Here is a 15,287-nt window from a genome sequence, read left to right on the forward strand (position 1 = left end):
TGATTGACCGCTTTTTCTTCTCGGAAGCTTTTGTATTTTAAAATCACATTTTGCGATTTTAAATAATATTCTCGACTTGAATGTTTAATATATTTCTTCATAAGATAAGGAATCTTTCACATGATTTCAATAACATCCGCTTCTAAAATGAAGTTTGTTTTTTTTGTATGTTCATTTATTATTTCAATTTTTAATATAGGCTGGGCGGGAAATGGACCTGATTTTAATAGGGTACTACTATCAGCTGAGAATGGTGATCTTGAATCGCAATATCTCTTAGGAGAACTCTATCAGTACGGAGAAGAGGTCAAACGAATCAAATCGATTCATTATGACGGTAAACCGGTCCAGGAAAATTTTAAAGAAGCCGCCAGGTGGTACCTGAAAGCGGCAAATCAAGGCCATATATATGCGCCTTTTCATTTAGGGTGTTTATATGAGTCCGGTAAAGGTGTTCAGCAAAGTAATATAGAAGCGATCAAGTGGTATCAAAAAGCCGCAAACCATGGCCATAAACCTTCTCAAGACAGAATGAAATGGGTGATGAGATTAGAAAGAGGGACGCTTATTAGAACGCTCCAGAGCACTATAAATAAAACAATTACAACATTAGATTTAGATGTCAATACAACAAGTTTTGTCGAAATAGGTGAGGACAAAAGAGCATCAATTCGTTCGATTTTAAGCGGCTTGTTTGATTTTCATGAATTTTCAAGGTGCGCGCTGGGTAACAGGTACTGGAATCAGTTTACGTCTGAACAACAGCAATCATTTTTAATTCTTCACCAAAAGCTTTTAGAAAATGGATTCATTAAATTTATGATAGGCTATCTTAGCGACGAAAATAACAATGGAGAAGAAGTAGCCTTTAAAATGGAAAAGGGAATCCAACGCAACAGCAATCATTTTTTCAGTTTGAAATATAAAGGTGACCAGAAGGCATATAAAAACGATGAGAATCGACCTTTTATGTTTGCAACTTTAGAACAGTCCGGTAGTAATTTTTTTACCTTTGATTTTTTTGTCAAAGATGGCGTATGGAAGGCTTATGACTATCACGTTTCGGGGATAAGCATAGCGAATCATCAACAATCGGACTTTAGAGATATTCTTGTAAAAGATTCACCTGAAAGGCTGCTGGGGAAATTGCAAAAGGAGATAAACAAGCAAAATTATGAAGCACATCTTAAGAAAACATCCGTGACCAAAACCCCAAAAAAAGTGCCTCTACTGAAGCCTGACAGCTTTGACGCCCGGGAGTTAAATTATGAAACAGAGTTGACTGCTCTCTTTTTAGGAGATTTTAACAATGCGCGCCTCAAACCGGACAGCGTGATTGTCAGTGCGATATACAAAAATTATCTCGAAGCTTATGGAAAGCACTGCGATGCCTGTCTGCCAGGTAATAAAGTACCCATTACCGTCTCTAAATGCGCTAAGGAAAGAATCACCAGGGACATTTGGGGCAATGAGAGCTCTTCATGTATTGAGTGGGTGGAGGTGCCGACCGGTTTATTTGCGGATCCGCGCCTCTATAACTCCAGCAACCGTTTGTCCTACGATGCAGGGATCGGAATGGCATTCAAGGGTATAGGCAGCGATGCGTTTTCCGTGCGCGGTGACATTGACGATGCTGTATCACTGGGTAATGATATGGACCAGCTCGTTCGTCAGAATGGATGTCAAAGTGCAGCTTTGAAGCGCTTTGAGCGGAACCTGTACCGGTTCGTGGAAAAGCAACCGCCCCTGCGGCTGCCAGGTAAGGAAACCCTGGCCTCAATACATGAAAAGGTAAAAATAAACTTAGATTCGGACCACCAGCCCTTTCAAGGTAGTACTTTTACTTTTTTCTCTCCGCAAGAATTCTTGCGGTTGAGACATGTGGTTTATTTTTCATTGCAATTCGCTTTGGCCGTGGTTTTTTAGGCCCTCGAGGGTGCTTTTGGTACTTTGATAATTTTACGTTGCCAGATAGTTTCTTAAGTAACCGAACCAGGTCGCCTGTTGGCATATCCCGAAAAACAACCCAATGCTCAACGTCGATGACGATCATCATCCCTTGGTAGACGCCTTCGATTTCATTGGCCACATAATAGCCCGATACATTTTGATCTATGAAATCGATACCATGCACACTGCCCAGCGCGGCTTTTACAACGGACATGCCGATGTAGGCGACCAGGGCAACGCAAAAACCGAAAAGGGCAGCACGAGGATAGCCCAAGGTGTTAATTTCAGAATTTAAATATTCAGCGAGACGTTGAAAGGCGGTTTCGATGGTCCAACGGTCCCGATACAACCTCGCGACTGTCTTTGCGTTCGCTGCGCTTTTTGACAGATTCGTGATGATGAGGATCTCGGTATCTCCATCACGGGTTTCGCCCTTCAGCTTCACGCGAATCCGCCTGAAGGGGTGCTCTTCGCCGGCCTCATCACGAACCCGAATGGGTTGCTCATATACCGCTCCGGTTTCAATTTTGCCGATATATTTTCCCTTTCCAATTAACTCGAAAGGATAATTCCCATGCTCCCGGATGATGAACCACGCATCCCGCTTATCGATGCCGCAGGTGAATTCAACCACGCAGAAATTGCGATCGGCAATCCAGACATCATCGGCAACAATGGTTTCAAGCACCGTTTTCAACATTGAGCGTTCTTGTGCATGGCCGTCTTCACAAGGAAACACATCGATGGGCAGGTGTAACATCGGATCATACACAACCAATGATTTTCCTGGAAGCGGACCCGCCGCTATGGACCGCAACTCTTTGATTCGGTGATGACTTTTTTCGATACAGTTGCCATCAAGCAGCTTGATCCGTTTGCCAGGCAAAGGGGAGTTCTGTTTCCCCAACAGCTTTTGGATAATTGGTTCCACTTGCTCAGCGGCATATCGGACCAACGCTGCCGATGTGCTGGGTTCCATGCCGTTCAACTTGTTGTAAATTGACGTGATTGAAACGGTAATATCCTCTTTTGAGGTCTGGAAAGCCGCGTGAATCGACCGCTGGCTGCCCTGGACAACCTGGCTCATCAGGTTAAAAAGGGTCGAAAACAAAAGGTCCTTTGTGTATTGCTCCTTTGCTGTGGTATCGAACCATTCGTCTAACTGCTCGGGATTCAGCACCCGCTCTACCATGCCGCGGGCCATAACGGAAATCGGGGAACTCTTGATGAACGGCGTGAAAACAGGACTCAACATAGGATCCACCTCCTCTGGGTACAGTTGTTTTGCTGTACCGTACTTCAGACAGAGGCATTTGTTCAGTGTTTTATACATAAGTTCAATCAGTTAAAGTGGCCCGATAGTACTACCTTGAAAGGGCTGGTCAAGGCACCAAAGTCGATGCCAAAGATAGTAGCGGAGTAACTGCACTTATGTACGCATCAGAACATGGCCATAAAGACATTGTAGCTATTCTTCTGAACCATGGTGCCGATCCCAACGTTCAAGATTCAAATCAAGGATTGACAGCATTAATGGTTGCCTGCTAAGGCCACACTGATGTTGTACACCTTCTACTTGATGCCAATGCAGATGTTAACTTGAAAGACACCGGTGTGGACCTGGGCATCACCGCCCTCATAAGCGCCTCACAGTATGGGTATCTTGACATTGTCGAAGCATTAATAGCTAAAGGCGCTGATGTAAATGCAAAAAGCAAATTAAATCGAACTGCGCTTATGGTAGCCTCAATGTATGGTCATACAAAGGTTGCAAAAACACTATTAGCTAATGGTGCGAAAGTGAATATTAAAGACTCGAAGTATGGTATAACTGCGCTTATGGGAGCAGCAGCAAATGGACATAAGGAGACCATCAATTTGCTAATAGATAATAAAGCTATTGTTGATACGTCGGATAACCGAGGTATGACTGCTGCGGACTGGGCGAAAGCCAAAGGACACGATTCCATTGCAAGGCAACTCAAGAAAACTATCAGTGAATAAAGCCAAAAAAATGAGGGTATTAGATGAAGCGATTAATTATAGTATTTCTGACAGTCTTAATTGCCACAAGTAATTTAGGAATTGCAGTTGCTAAAATCGAGGGGGCATCTAACGATATCGAAACCTCGGAAAGTTCAGGTGACAACCAGAAAATCGAAGGTGAAGGCTTTCCTGATGGTTTCATTACTGGGTTGATTTCTATGATCGGATATCCAATGGTATTCATTACTTCAGCTATAAAAATGGATTTTAGTTTATTACGTGGATATTTTATTAGAAATTGGGTGAATCATTCTGGTCCATTCATTTTTGGTAATGTATTAGGCCTGTTAATAGGGTGGATCATCGTGGTTGGCATTGGAGCTGCTCTAAACTCTAATAAAGGCCGAACAAATAAATCCAGCGGACGCAAAAAGTCGCGCCGCTGATTTCAGCGTTATGTTTTCTTATATGAACTGGAATTATTATGGATAAGGAATTAATTGAAATAATAGGGGAAGTAGCTGGAGAACCTTTGTCTCTTGTAGCTTACTTAGCGATTATTGCATTATTTTCATGGAGAGCATGGCTTAATACGAAGCCAGTCAAAGAAGCTGAAAAAATATTGGATAAGTATAAGAATGATATTGATAGAAACAAGGCATTAGAACACCTGATTGGTAATTCAATCCCAGACAAGATAGGAGAAGAAAAAATAATTGAATGGGTAAAATTAAAAAGTAAGGAAAAAACAAGGAAAATGTTAGTGCTTGCATATATTGCCACACTAGTAACGATACTTAGTATATCTGCATTCGCATATGATAAGCACAAAAGACAAAAATCAAACCTAGAACTAATAGAGATTACAAATGAATAAAATATTTTTCATTGTGCTGCTCTTAGTGCCAGGGATTTCTGTAGCTGAGTATCCTATTAATGTCGATATTAAACCATACTCAGATAAAATCGAGCCAAATTATAATTTTTCAGCATTGTCTCGTAACTCTGGGAATTCAAAATATGAAAAAATTGTCAAATTTATATTATCGAATTCTGGAGATGGAACAGTTCTTGTTGATAAACTATTTGTAAAAATTATCGATTATAAGAAATATAAGATTTACACATTTCCAAGAGGACCACTCGCGCCAGTCGCGAAATATTCATACACTGTAGAGATAAATTCAACTAAAACAGAATTCTTAATTACAGATCAGAAGTTTAAATATAGCGCTGGAGAAATCGATGAGTTTGAAGTCAGAGTGCAAGCTGTTGAGCAAGGGATATATCAATTCAAAATAGTCACAGAAGGTTATGATATTAGGACGAAAGAAAAATTTGTTAAGGAAACGAGCATACATAGTATTACATTTCCAGAAGTTGTGCATTATGAAAATATCATTAAAAACGCTCGTGAATCTGTGTATGTTTTTTTGGGTGGGCATTCATTTCAAGAGCTGATGAGCAGTCCTAAATTAATGGAGTATTTATACACTTCGATAAAAAACGAGAAAATCGATTTTAAAGCTATTGTTAACATAGATTACTATTTTTACAGATATAATAGCCTTGGACCGTATTCAGCTCAATTTTTATCAGGTGGCTATTTGTTATTGCCAAATAGAACACTATTTTTAGCAGGTTACAATAATGTTAGGCCTGCTGTTAATGATGAATTTTATGATGAATATCCATACATTATTATCGATAAGAAATATGTACTAACTAAGGTAGACAATTTTATATTGGGAAAAATTGCATATATCGATGGGGATAGAGTATTGGCATACTTAGATAAATTCAGAAAATCTTGGTTAGATCAACCTTATTTATCCTTGTCCGAATATGCAAAGAATATTGCTCAGATGGATAGTGGTGAAATACTTGTTACCTCAGAAGCGCTATTTTCCTCTAATTCTATATCAAAATCGTTGTAAGCGTTCACGGGGTATATTGGGCGCTCAATCCGGCGCACTTTTTTCGCTCCGCTAACCTCTCGTAATTTCAATATTTTTATACAAAATCAATAACTTATTGAAATAATTAAAAATATCTAGACTTTCCATTTCTAGTATGCTATCGTGCTTTTCATGAAGCCCGATAGACCCATTTCAGATGCCGATTGGCAAGCTACTGCTGAACCGGTACGCCAGTACATCGTTTCTTTGGAAGATGAGCTGCGGGCGATTAAAACTCAAAACGACAAGCTGGAGAAAAACAACGAGAAGCTTGAAAAGCAAAAACGCCAAAACTCGACCAACTCCAGCAAACCGCCCTCATCCGATCCGCCCTATAACAAACCCAAACGCGAAAAGCCCAAAGGCGAACGCAAGCCGGGCGGACAAAAAGGACACCCGGGGCATGGGCAAATGCTGCTAACGCCCAACAATACTCAAAATGTGATGCCCGAGTGCTGCGGTTGCGGTCTCCATTCATCGGATTGGGATAATCTGCGACCCTTTCATACTCACCAACATATCGAATTGCCTGAAATCGAGATGGACATCACCCATTTTGTTCTGCACCAAGGTCAATGCCCTGGGTGCGGCAAGATTGTCAAAGCACAGGTTCCGGAGGCGTTTAGCACCGGCTACGGCCCGCGGTTTTGTGCGTTTATCGCCGAACTGAGTGGTATCAAGGCCATGAGTCGGAGAAATGTGCAGCAACTGGTCCACTCCGTGTTTGATATCAAAATCGCCACCGGCACGATCCAAAAGGTTATCGACCGCGCTTCCGAGGCCATTGCCTCCACCTATGAGCGTATCGGCCAGGTGGCCCGCAGCAGTGAGTGCAACTTCATCGATGAAACCAGTTGGTTTAAAAAGCACAATCTGCAATGGCTCTGGGTAATGGTCAATACGATGGTGGCCTTTTTCCGCATCGATCCGAAAAGATCCAAACAGGCCTTTCTCGAACTGATCGCCGACTGGAAAGGCATCTTGATCAGCGATGGTTATCGCCTTTATTGCAAATGGGTCCATGGCCGGCAAACCTGCCTGGCCCATTTGATCCGAAAGGCCAAGGCGTTAATCGAGAGTAGAAAACTCAACGAAAGGCGAGGCGGCAAGTTAATCTTGGCACATTTGAATACCCTGATCGAATTTTCAAAAAACAAACCGCCACCTTTAAAATGGGAGCGTTTTTATAACTCCTTGTTGCTCATCCTCAGCCTTTTTGAAGACGACACCGACGGTGCCGGTCGCCTGGCCAGGCAAATAATACGAGAAATTGACGCATTGTGGACCTTTCTCGAACATGATGGCGTCGAACCCACCAACAACCGTGCCGAACGCTCTCTGCGCTTTGGCGTGCTATGGCGCAAATGTAGTCTGGGAACGCAAAGCGACAAAGGCAACCGCTGGGTCGAACGAATCTTGTCTGTAAAAGAAACCTGCCGACTGAGAGATAAAGCCACATTTCCGTTTATAGTCGAATGCCTGGAATGTTACTTTGCAGGCATCTCTGTTGATGTGAGTTGGATCTAAGCCTCTCTTCAGCTAATAGCCCCGTGACCGTTTACAAATCGTTTAATGTAAAAAAAATCGATGGTAGAGAAGTTGAGTATATATTTTTGTTGAGATACTCTTCTAATATAGAAAGATTAAAAGATTTGGCATCGTATTATAAAGGGGGGTCTCGTTTAGCCAAGAAAGCAGAGGAGTCTATAAAATATTTGTATTGTGATATTGACAAACGAATAGATGTAAATGAGGAAGACAAAAAAAATATCAAGTTCTATATTGATACGCATACTCCAGAGGCTAAACCAGAAAAAAGCTTTTCCTGTTATTAAGAATAAACATAACAAGGCTTTTTCAGCGGAGCACAAAAAGCTCGCGCCCGCTGAAAAGCAGCGTTAGCGCTCTGGATTAATGATGAGTAACGACAAAAAGAGCTTTTTCTATAATCCATCATTCAGGGTATCGGTCTATATCCTCGCCTCAGCATTTCTATGTTGCTTTAGGCTCTTTGTCTTACTCAATCCCAAATGGGAAAGAATAATCAACAGATATGAACAGGGGCATATTCCGTCTACCGCGATTATAGCATTCACATCGGGCTTTCTCATTGAGATTGTATTTTTTCTTTTTACCTTTAACAGCATCAATTGGAGTTCTGGCAAAGCCATGATATTACTGACAATATTTTTATTGATAGGCCTTATGGGTTTGCTTTCACTTATTAAATTTCAAGACTATGAAAAGGAAAAAGGTTAAAGGAAGCGCTAACAAATCGTTTGAGAATCGACGCGCAAAAAGCGCGCGCGTCTCAACTCAACCGTTGGTTGCATGAAAAATGAATGAACAAGCTTTACAACATTTCAGATCTGTTTGCAGGCGTGAGTTCCAGTTTCTTATTGACGAATTCGGCTTTGCTTCGGCGCCCCTGCCTAAAGGCAAGTATGTAAATCAGTTCCAGTTTCGCTTGTCTAATGGGGCCATCACTTTAGTTGTTGAGGGCGTTAGTTACGGAATGGATGCCATGGTTTCCCTTGAAGACAAACACGATCGTTCGGTTGGAGTCAGATGCTTGGTACCCGGCTGGAAACCGTTCGCAAAACGAAAAAAGAAAAAGAAGAAAAACATCCTAAACCAAGACCAACAGATCGCGCGGTCAGCAGTATTGCTCAAAGACCATGGGACCGACATCCTTAACGGAGATCTGGAACGTTTCAATAAGATCGGGGATAGAATCAATCATATTATGCAAAGATTCAAAGAACAAAGGGCAACCAACCAATAAATTCAGCCGACCCCAAAAGCCGGGCGGCTGATTAAATCGTTATAAGCAAAAATACTATGAGCGAATACGGATGCGAACATTGCAAAGAGGTTTGTCAGAACTACAGGATTAATTTTCCATCTGATCTTAGACAGGCGATCAGAGTTGTTCAAGATAACATTGCAGATGGAACTATAATTGAAAGTGACTTTTGGCCGGATCAGCACCTAAAAACAACAAACACACCGTTTTCCGAAATTCAATCAAAAGATCCGTGGGAGGATGTATTGGTTTACTATTTTCAGTGCCCTCGCTGTACGCAACTTTTCAAACTAAGTGCTGAAACTTATCATGGCAGTGGAGGTTCTTGGACTCCAATTAAGAAGGGCAGCTTATAACCCTGCCATGCATTTGACCGCCAGGGCCGGGCGAATTTGGGAAGTCAGTATCAAACGAGTCAACATCAAATACTTGGTCTTTCAGTAGGAGCCCTGGCGGCAACTGATGGCCACGTTATGAGGCTAAGCGATAGCAGAGGGTTGATGTAACCCCAATATTAGGAGGGCTGCTTAGAACTTGGGTTTTATTCCGGCTTGTTTGCAGAGTTCATTTGCGGTAATTCTATCGAGTTGCCTATGGCGTTTTACAGGAATGACTTTGGTTCCATTTGTATATATGGCATGATTTGCACCTTCCCTTACGAGGTAAAAACCATGCTGTTCCATGTGTCGGATGAGATCACGCCGTTTGACCGACATGCTGAACCTCAATGGCCAGTTGCTCAATAAGAGCGTTTCCGTTCGGCATTTCCCTGCCAGTTTGGCGGTAAGCAAGCACCATCTCATTGAGAGCATCCCGAAGCATGGCTCGGCATTCTTCAAGGTCTTTGCCTTCGGTGAGGACCTCGGGCCATTCAACTAATTGGCCCATGTACCCTGAATCGATTTTTGTGTATTTGGCTGTGTAGTTGATCATTTTTACGAATTCCTAACCCATCTAAAAAAATGGATAAAAATGTTTTATTTCATAATGCCAATGTGACCCCAGCTTGTAATAGTTGCCATTGTATTTGGATATTATAAAATATGAAGGGCCTCATAACAACAGCTTTCTAGTGCCCAGATAAATCCGAATCGTTGGGATTCCACCACAAAGGAGGATGAAATTCGATGTTGTTACCCAGTGGGTGCAAGTCCCACATGAGTAAAGTTTAGCCAACAGCTCATTAGCGAAATCCACAGGCAAAACCGGTAACGGAGGTCTGAAGCTGGATGGAGCGAGATTGCAGGCTCTGTATTGAGCCCCGAAAAATGTATAGCATAAGGCGGGGTGATTTCACCGACGCTCAGTAATATTTTTTTGCACTACGTGCTGGATGACTGGTTCGTCAAGACGGTCCAACCGCGCATGCGGGGTAAGTGTTTCCTGATCCGCTTCGCCGATGATTTTATCATTGGATTCCAATTGGAGACGGATGCCAGGCGACTGATGGAAGTGCTACCGAAGCGCTTTGAGCGGTACGCACTAACCCTTCATCCGCAAAAGACCCGACTGATCGCATTCGGAAGACCGGCGCGAGAAGCAAAGCCTCAAGGGACCTTTGATTTTCTTGGGTTTACCTTTTACTGGGGCAAAAGCCTTAAGGGCAACTGGGTGATCAAAAAGAAAACCGCGCGCAAAAGGCGCAACCGCTTTATGCGCATGCTGTGGAGCTGGTGCAAGAAAAACCGGCATGATCCCATAGGCGAGCAGCACGAAACGCTGTGCAGCAAGCTGAGGGGGTTTTATCAATATTTTGGGGTGAGGAGCAATTTCAAGGTGCTGGAGGTGGTGTACGAGTACGCCCAAAGAGCGTGGAGGCGCTGGCTCGGCAGACGGCACCGGGACGGGTATATCAGCCACAAGAAGTTCGATAATATTCTTGCTCGCTATCCCCTCCCACGCCCCCGAATCGTCCATAATATCTAAAGAACTTGCAGGGCGGCAAAGTTATGCGCCCATCGGGGTGTCGCCTGATGGGTTGACGGCTCGGTAAAAAGGGCCTGAATCGAAGAACCGTATGAGGGAAATCTTCACGTACGGGGAAGTGGGGAGGGCGCCGGGTAACCGGTGCCTTTACCCGGAACACAGGACCGGGCGGACGGCGGCATTTTTAAAAAAGCACTGTGCTTGCATGAATTTCATCATTGTTAGTCCGAATAGTTCGAACCATCCGCCCGGCCGGTGAAGCTGAGCGTTCTGCCTGTAAAGACCTTGACAAGTCGTACGTATTGGCGTACGTTTTATGAAAAATACGTTGAGGTGACTTATGCCGACTTTATCAGCCACTGAGGCAAGATCGAAACTTTACCGTCTTATCGACCAAACCGCATTGTCCCATGAACCAATTGTAATTACAAGTAAAAGAGGCAATGCTGTTCTGCTATCCGAGGACGATTGGCGGGCAATCCAAGAAACAATGTACCTGTTAAACATCCCAGGCATGCGCGAGTCAATTCGTGAAGGTTTGGCAACACCTGTCGAGGATTGCAAAGAGGAACTCGATTGGTAAATTACAAGGTCGTTTTTACAAAACAAGCACAAAAAGACGCGAAAAAATTATCCGCCGCCGGCCTCAAGACAAAGGCCGAAAATATTATCGAAATATTGCGGGAAAATCCTTATCAGACCCCTCCTTTCTATGAAAAACTTGTAGGCGATTTAGCTGGCGCATATTCCCGTCGTATAAACATTCAACACCGACTGGTCTATGAGGTTATCGAAGACCAAAAGATTGTAAAAGTTATCCGTATGTGGACACATTATGAATAGCAAGGCAGAACCCGTCATTTAAGTGAGACCGGGAAAAGCTGTGCCGCTTTTTGCAGGCATTCTTTAACAGATTTTCCAACTTTATAAAGATACGTCTTCGGTTATCGTTTCCCGTCCCCTTAATTTTTCGTTCGCAACAGAAAAATACTATGGTAAATTTAAAGGTAAACGGTCACGGGGCTATTAGCTGAAGAGAGGCTTAGATCCAACTCACATCAACAGAGATGCCTGCAAAGTAACATTCCAGGCATTCGACCAGAAACGGGAATGTGGCTTTATCTCTCAGTCGGCAGGTTTCTTTTACAGACAAGATTCGTTCGACCCAGCGGTTGCCTTTGTCGCTTTGCGTTCCCAGACTACATTTGCGCCATAGCACGCCAAAGCGCAGAGAGCGTTCGGCACGGTTGTTGGTGGGTTCGACGCCATCATGTTCGAGAAAGGTCCACAATGCGTCAATTTCTCGTATTATTTGCCTGGCCAGGCGTCCGGCATCATCGGTGTCGTCTTCAAAAAGGCTGAGGATGAGCAACAAGGAGTTATAAAAACGCTCCCATTTTAAAGGTGGCGGTTTGTTTTTTGAAAATTCGATCAGGGTATTCAAATGTGCCAAAATTAACTTGCCGCCTCGCCTTTCGTTGAGTTTTCTACTCTCGATTAACGCCTTGGCCTTTCGGATCAAATGGGCCAGGCAGGTTTGCCGGCCATGGACCCATTTGCAATAAAGGCCATAACCGTCGCTGATCAAGATGCCTTTCCAGTCGGCGATCAGTTCGAGAAAGGCCTGTTTGGATCTTTTCGGATCGATGCGGAAAAAGGCCACCATCGTATTGACCATTACCCAGAGCCATTGCAGATTGTGTTTTTCAAACCAGCTGGTTTCATCGATGAAGTTGCACTCACTGCTGCGGGCCACCTGGCCGATACGCTCATAGGTGGAGGCAATGGCCTCGGAAGCGCGGTCGATAACCTTTTGGATCGTGCCGGTGGCGATTTTGATATCAAACACGGAGTGGACCAGTTGCTGCACATTTCTCCGACTCATGGCCTTGATGCCACTCAGTTCGGCGATAAACGCACAAAACCGCGGGCCGTAGCCGGTGCTAAACGCCTCCGGAACCTGTGCTTTGACAATCTTGCCGCACCGAGGGCATTGACCTTGGTGCAGAACAAAATGGGTGATGTCCATCTCGATTTCAGGCAATTCGATATGTTGGTGAGTATGAAAGGGTCGCAGATTATCCCAATCTGATGAATGGAGACCGCAACCGCAGCACTTGGGCATCACATTTTGAGTATTGTTGGGCGTTAGCAGCATTTGCCCATGCCCCGGGTGTCCTTTTTGTCCGCCCGGTTTGCGCTCGCCTTTGGGCTTTTCGCGTTTGGGTTTGTTATAGGGCGGATCGGATGAGGGCGGTTTGCTGGAGTTGGTCGAGTTTTGGCGTTTTTGCTTTTCAAGCTTCTCGTTGTTTTTCTCCAGCTTGTCGTTTTGAGTTTTAATCGCCCGCAGCTCATCTTCCAGAGAAACGATGTACTGGCGTACCGGTTCAGCAGTAGCTTGCCAATCGGCATCTGAAATGGGTCTATCGGACTTCATGAAAAGCACGATAGCATACCAGAAATGGAAAGTCTAGATATTTTTAATTATTTCAACAAGTTATTGATTTTGTATGGGAATGTTGAAATTACGAGAGGTTAGCGGAGCGAAAAAAGTGCGCCGGATTGAGCGCCCAATATACCCCGTGAACGCTTACATTTAAAGTATAAAAAATGCTGGGTTTCGGTAAATGGCGATTATTATCAGATTATGTTTGATAATGATCTCGATGAGCCTGACAATTATGACGACATTGATGAGGTGGTAAATTCAATAGGTCCATATTTTCTCGTTCAATTTAATTACGAGTTTCCCGGAAAAGAGTGTCACATCGAAAGTGATGATGAACATTTGACCGGCCATTACATTGTAAATAGTGTTGTTATAGGTCATCGTACATTTACAATCAAATATGGAGCAAATGATAAATTTGTCATCAATGTTGAGTTTGATGCTACTGATCAAGAACGACAAGACCTCATAAATGCATCTAAAGATATGTTTTTAAATGTACTGCAAATTACGGACTGATAAATTGCGAACCTGTTGCTTAAGTGGGACCGGGAGTTACGGTGCCATTTTGAACAGATGGCACTGCTTGAAACTACGAGGCTTTTTGGATCTTCGGCTGTGCCTTTTCCCGGCCCCTTAGCATGGCGTTGGAGTGCGACACGATGTCGCACAATTGGCTGATTGGCAAGGCCGTCACGGTGCCTTGACCAATCCCAGCATTCCCCTGCTGGTACCCTAGGAGGCATGCTTGCTGCGCGTGCAGTTGGTATGGAGCCCTTTTCGACAATGTACCAAATCCCGCGTTTGCGGGAGGGGTGGAAACCGTGAGGTGGATACCTTCCTGGAAGCCTCATCCGGGTAAGGGCTAGGGTTGGAATGATAGGGTTAATGTAATGTGAATGCCGTCAAGCATCGTCAACGAGAACAAGCCAAAGAGGCTGGCAGGCTTGGACCAAACGGTATCGCGGTCAGGTTATGGGTTTCCTAACTGCCCATACGGGGATGTTGTGCCGCCGGTGTAGAAGGCAAACCTAAGTCACTCGCAAATTGGCAATTGTGTGGAACGTGGAAACCCCGTATCTCCGCCGGGATGTATCCGGCAGGCGAAACCGCAAGGCACGCTGTTGGGGATGCGGGCGTAAGAAGCAGGAAAAAGCGAATGCCGGTCTGTAATGGATCGGATACGGGTTCGAACTTGGCCCGGCCCGAAAGGGAGCTAACGTCCTGCAGGTGTTCCATCGCGTGAAAACTGGGAGAACCGCATTCATGAAGGAAAGCAAATGACGGCGTCTATGTAGACAGCTGATGCGCCTTCAAGCCCATGGGCATTGTGGCTGTCAGTAAGTATCGCGAAGTCGGAGTCGTTTTATTAACCCCGGCGGGTGGTCTCACAAAGGCTGGCCTTTCGGAATGCTTGAGCCGTATGACGGGAAACTGTCACGTACGGTTCTGAGGGGGCCTGGGGATGGCAACATCCCCCGGCTACCCGATCCCTAAACAAAACTGCGTTTTAATGATGCTTGCCATGCGTATTAAATTTCTGTATTATTATAAGTTAGTTAAACTTATATTTAGGAGAATAGCATGTCGACAATTGCAAGAATTACCTTCGATTCAAGGGTAATGGGAGGCAAACCTTGTATTCGTGGTATGCGGGTAACAGCCGGTACAATTGTAGGATTAGTGGCATCGGGCCACAGCAAGGAAAAAATATTGAATCTTTATCCTTATCTTGAATCTGAAGATATTGACGAAGCCCTTGCTTATGCTGCCTGGCGTGTCGAGGAGATTGATATCCCGCTTATACAGGAATCTGCATGAAATTTCTGATAGATATGAATCTTTCCCCTCAGTGGGTATCTGTGTTTGAAGATGCCGGCTGGGAAGCCCAACATTGGTCGTCTATTGGAAAACCAAATGCGCCTGACCAAACAATTTTTGAATATGCCAAGTCCAATGGATATGTCATTTTTACACACGACTTGGATTTTGGCACCATACTCGCTGCAACGAATACGGATTTTCCAAGCGTCATTCAAATTAGGATCCAGGATGTAACGCCTGAACATTTATCCGGTTATATCATTTCTGCGATACATCAGTTTGAAAAGCATCTCGATGAAGGGGCTTTGATTACCATTGATGAAAAGAAATCTAGAGCTCGCATCCTTCCTCTTCGCAAATAAACAAATTGCCTTTTGGCAGAACCACC

17 protein-coding genes and 1 pseudogene are annotated in these 15,287 nt (G+C 44.0%); 14 read left to right on the forward strand and 4 right to left on the reverse strand.

The window, feature by feature from the left end; all coding sequences use genetic code 11:
* Window positions 1-120 precede the first annotated feature (120 nt).
* A complete protein-coding gene (locus tag GN112_RS01140) occupies window positions 121-1,926 on the forward strand; it encodes an ABC transporter substrate-binding protein (protein ID WP_155308536.1) in 1,806 nt (601 codons plus the stop codon).
* On the opposite strand, the gene GN112_RS01145 is transcribed toward GN112_RS01140, so the two are convergent.
* A complete protein-coding gene (locus GN112_RS01145) occupies window positions 1,841-3,205 on the reverse strand; it encodes an IS4 family transposase (RefSeq protein ID WP_155308537.1) in 1,365 nt (454 codons plus the stop codon). The genes GN112_RS01140 and GN112_RS01145 overlap by 86 nt on opposite strands.
* 143 nt (window positions 3,206-3,348) lie before the next feature.
* Here GN112_RS01145 and GN112_RS01155 point away from each other — a divergent pair.
* The 7 genes and pseudogenes from GN112_RS01155 to GN112_RS01185 all read left to right on the forward strand — a co-directional run.
* Window positions 3,349-3,954, forward strand: a pseudogene (locus GN112_RS01155) (ankyrin repeat domain-containing protein); the annotation flags it as partial.
* A gap of 23 nt (window positions 3,955-3,977) precedes the next feature.
* A complete protein-coding gene (locus GN112_RS01160; protein ID WP_155308540.1) occupies window positions 3,978-4,382 on the forward strand; it encodes a hypothetical protein in 405 nt (134 codons plus the stop codon).
* Between the two features lie 38 nt (window positions 4,383-4,420).
* A complete protein-coding gene (locus GN112_RS01165; RefSeq protein ID WP_155308541.1) occupies window positions 4,421-4,813 on the forward strand; it encodes a hypothetical protein in 393 nt (130 codons plus the stop codon).
* The gene (locus GN112_RS01170; RefSeq protein ID WP_155308542.1) at window positions 4,806-5,873 is read left to right on the forward strand and encodes a hypothetical protein; all 1,068 of its coding nucleotides are present in this window, start codon (window positions 4,806-4,808) and stop codon (window positions 5,871-5,873) included. The genes GN112_RS01165 and GN112_RS01170 overlap by 8 nt, the downstream gene beginning before the upstream one ends.
* Before the next feature lie 153 nt (window positions 5,874-6,026).
* Complete coding sequence (gene tnpC, locus GN112_RS01175) at window positions 6,027-7,421, forward strand: IS66 family transposase (protein WP_155308543.1); 1,395 nt, start codon at window positions 6,027-6,029, stop codon at window positions 7,419-7,421.
* 23 nt (window positions 7,422-7,444) lie between these two features.
* The gene (locus tag GN112_RS01180; protein ID WP_155308544.1) at window positions 7,445-7,729 is read left to right on the forward strand and encodes a hypothetical protein; all 285 of its coding nucleotides are present in this window, start codon (window positions 7,445-7,447) and stop codon (window positions 7,727-7,729) included.
* A 503-nt stretch (window positions 7,730-8,232) separates the two neighbouring features.
* Window positions 8,233-8,679, forward strand: coding sequence for a hypothetical protein (locus tag GN112_RS01185; RefSeq protein ID WP_155308508.1), 447 nt, complete (start codon window positions 8,233-8,235; stop codon window positions 8,677-8,679).
* Window positions 8,680-9,227: 548 nt separating this feature from the next.
* Here the strand turns inward: GN112_RS01185 and GN112_RS35035 are convergent.
* Both GN112_RS35035 and GN112_RS01195 read right to left on the reverse strand, forming a co-directional pair.
* A complete protein-coding gene (locus tag GN112_RS35035; protein WP_331457507.1) occupies window positions 9,228-9,512 on the reverse strand; it encodes a type II toxin-antitoxin system HicA family toxin in 285 nt (94 codons plus the stop codon).
* The gene (locus GN112_RS01195) at window positions 9,397-9,633 is read right to left on the reverse strand and encodes a type II toxin-antitoxin system HicB family antitoxin (RefSeq protein WP_054699606.1); all 237 of its coding nucleotides are present in this window, start codon (window positions 9,631-9,633) and stop codon (window positions 9,397-9,399) included. The genes GN112_RS35035 and GN112_RS01195 overlap by 116 nt, the downstream gene beginning before the upstream one ends.
* A gap of 354 nt (window positions 9,634-9,987) precedes the next feature.
* Between GN112_RS01195 and GN112_RS01200 the strand changes: the two genes are divergently transcribed.
* The 3 genes from GN112_RS01200 to GN112_RS01210 all read left to right on the forward strand — a co-directional run bounded on the left by GN112_RS01200 (window position 9,988) and on the right by GN112_RS01210 (window position 11,469).
* Window positions 9,988-10,626 (forward strand): reverse transcriptase domain-containing protein, encoded by a 639-nt coding sequence (locus tag GN112_RS01200; protein WP_155308546.1) that lies wholly within the window; start codon window positions 9,988-9,990, stop codon window positions 10,624-10,626.
* Between the two features lie 340 nt (window positions 10,627-10,966).
* Complete coding sequence (locus tag GN112_RS01205; RefSeq protein WP_083456022.1) at window positions 10,967-11,209, forward strand: type II toxin-antitoxin system Phd/YefM family antitoxin; 243 nt, start codon at window positions 10,967-10,969, stop codon at window positions 11,207-11,209.
* Window positions 11,203-11,469: a Txe/YoeB family addiction module toxin gene (locus GN112_RS01210; RefSeq protein WP_155308547.1), complete on the forward strand. Its 267-nt coding sequence runs from the start codon at window positions 11,203-11,205 to the stop codon at window positions 11,467-11,469. The genes GN112_RS01205 and GN112_RS01210 overlap by 7 nt, the downstream gene beginning before the upstream one ends.
* 199 nt (window positions 11,470-11,668) lie before the next feature.
* Here GN112_RS01210 and tnpC (GN112_RS01215) read toward each other — a convergent pair whose 3' ends face one another.
* A complete protein-coding gene (gene tnpC / locus GN112_RS01215) occupies window positions 11,669-13,063 on the reverse strand; it encodes an IS66 family transposase (protein ID WP_155308548.1) in 1,395 nt (464 codons plus the stop codon).
* Between the two features lie 210 nt (window positions 13,064-13,273).
* Here tnpC (GN112_RS01215) and GN112_RS01220 point away from each other — a divergent pair, with 210 nt between their 5' ends.
* The 3 genes from GN112_RS01220 to GN112_RS01230 all read left to right on the forward strand — a co-directional run bounded on the left by GN112_RS01220 (window position 13,274) and on the right by GN112_RS01230 (window position 15,261).
* A complete protein-coding gene (locus GN112_RS01220) occupies window positions 13,274-13,594 on the forward strand; it encodes a hypothetical protein (protein ID WP_155308549.1) in 321 nt (106 codons plus the stop codon).
* Window positions 13,595-14,659: 1,065 nt separating this feature from the next.
* Window positions 14,660-14,896 carry a DUF433 domain-containing protein gene (locus GN112_RS01225; protein ID WP_155308550.1) on the forward strand — a complete coding sequence of 79 codons (237 nt, stop codon included), beginning with the start codon at window positions 14,660-14,662 and terminating at the stop codon, window positions 14,894-14,896.
* On the forward strand, window positions 14,893-15,261 hold the full coding sequence (locus tag GN112_RS01230) for a DUF5615 family PIN-like protein (RefSeq protein WP_155308551.1): 369 nt from the start codon (window positions 14,893-14,895) through the stop codon (window positions 15,259-15,261). Before GN112_RS01225 ends, GN112_RS01230 begins: the two co-directional genes overlap by 4 nt.
* The last annotated feature ends 26 nt before the right edge of the window (window positions 15,262-15,287 follow it).

The sequence above is a fragment of the Desulfosarcina ovata subsp. ovata genome, from assembly GCF_009689005.1.
In the GTDB taxonomy this organism is placed as follows: Bacteria; Desulfobacterota; Desulfobacteria; order Desulfobacterales; family Desulfosarcinaceae; genus Desulfosarcina; species Desulfosarcina ovata.

Bases quoted from the DNA above. Each gene is read 5' to 3' on its own strand.
- GN112_RS01140 (WP_155308536.1), top strand. From the start codon at position 121: ATGATTTCAATAACATCCGCTTCTAAAATGAAGTTTGTTTTTTTTGTA.
- GN112_RS01145 (WP_155308537.1), bottom strand. From the start codon at position 3,205: ATGTTGAGTCCTGTTTTCACGCCGTTCATCAAGAGTTCCCCGATTTCC.
- GN112_RS01160 (WP_155308540.1), top strand. From the start codon at position 3,978: ATGAAGCGATTAATTATAGTATTTCTGACAGTCTTAATTGCCACAAGT.
- GN112_RS01165 (WP_155308541.1), top strand. From the start codon at position 4,421: ATGGATAAGGAATTAATTGAAATAATAGGGGAAGTAGCTGGAGAACCT.
- GN112_RS01170 (WP_155308542.1), top strand. From the start codon at position 4,806: ATGAATAAAATATTTTTCATTGTGCTGCTCTTAGTGCCAGGGATTTCT.
- tnpC (WP_155308543.1), top strand. From the start codon at position 6,027: ATGAAGCCCGATAGACCCATTTCAGATGCCGATTGGCAAGCTACTGCT.
- GN112_RS01185 (WP_155308508.1), top strand. From the start codon at position 8,233: ATGAATGAACAAGCTTTACAACATTTCAGATCTGTTTGCAGGCGTGAG.
- GN112_RS35035 (WP_331457507.1), bottom strand. From the start codon at position 9,512: ATGCTCTCAATGAGATGGTGCTTGCTTACCGCCAAACTGGCAGGGAAA.
- GN112_RS01195 (WP_054699606.1), bottom strand. From the start codon at position 9,633: ATGATCAACTACACAGCCAAATACACAAAAATCGATTCAGGGTACATG.
- GN112_RS01205 (WP_083456022.1), top strand. From the start codon at position 10,967: ATGCCGACTTTATCAGCCACTGAGGCAAGATCGAAACTTTACCGTCTT.
- tnpC (WP_155308548.1), bottom strand. From the start codon at position 13,063: ATGAAGTCCGATAGACCCATTTCAGATGCCGATTGGCAAGCTACTGCT.
- GN112_RS01220 (WP_155308549.1), top strand. From the start codon at position 13,274: ATGTTTGATAATGATCTCGATGAGCCTGACAATTATGACGACATTGAT.
- GN112_RS01225 (WP_155308550.1), top strand. From the start codon at position 14,660: ATGTCGACAATTGCAAGAATTACCTTCGATTCAAGGGTAATGGGAGGC.
- GN112_RS01230 (WP_155308551.1), top strand. From the start codon at position 14,893: ATGAAATTTCTGATAGATATGAATCTTTCCCCTCAGTGGGTATCTGTG.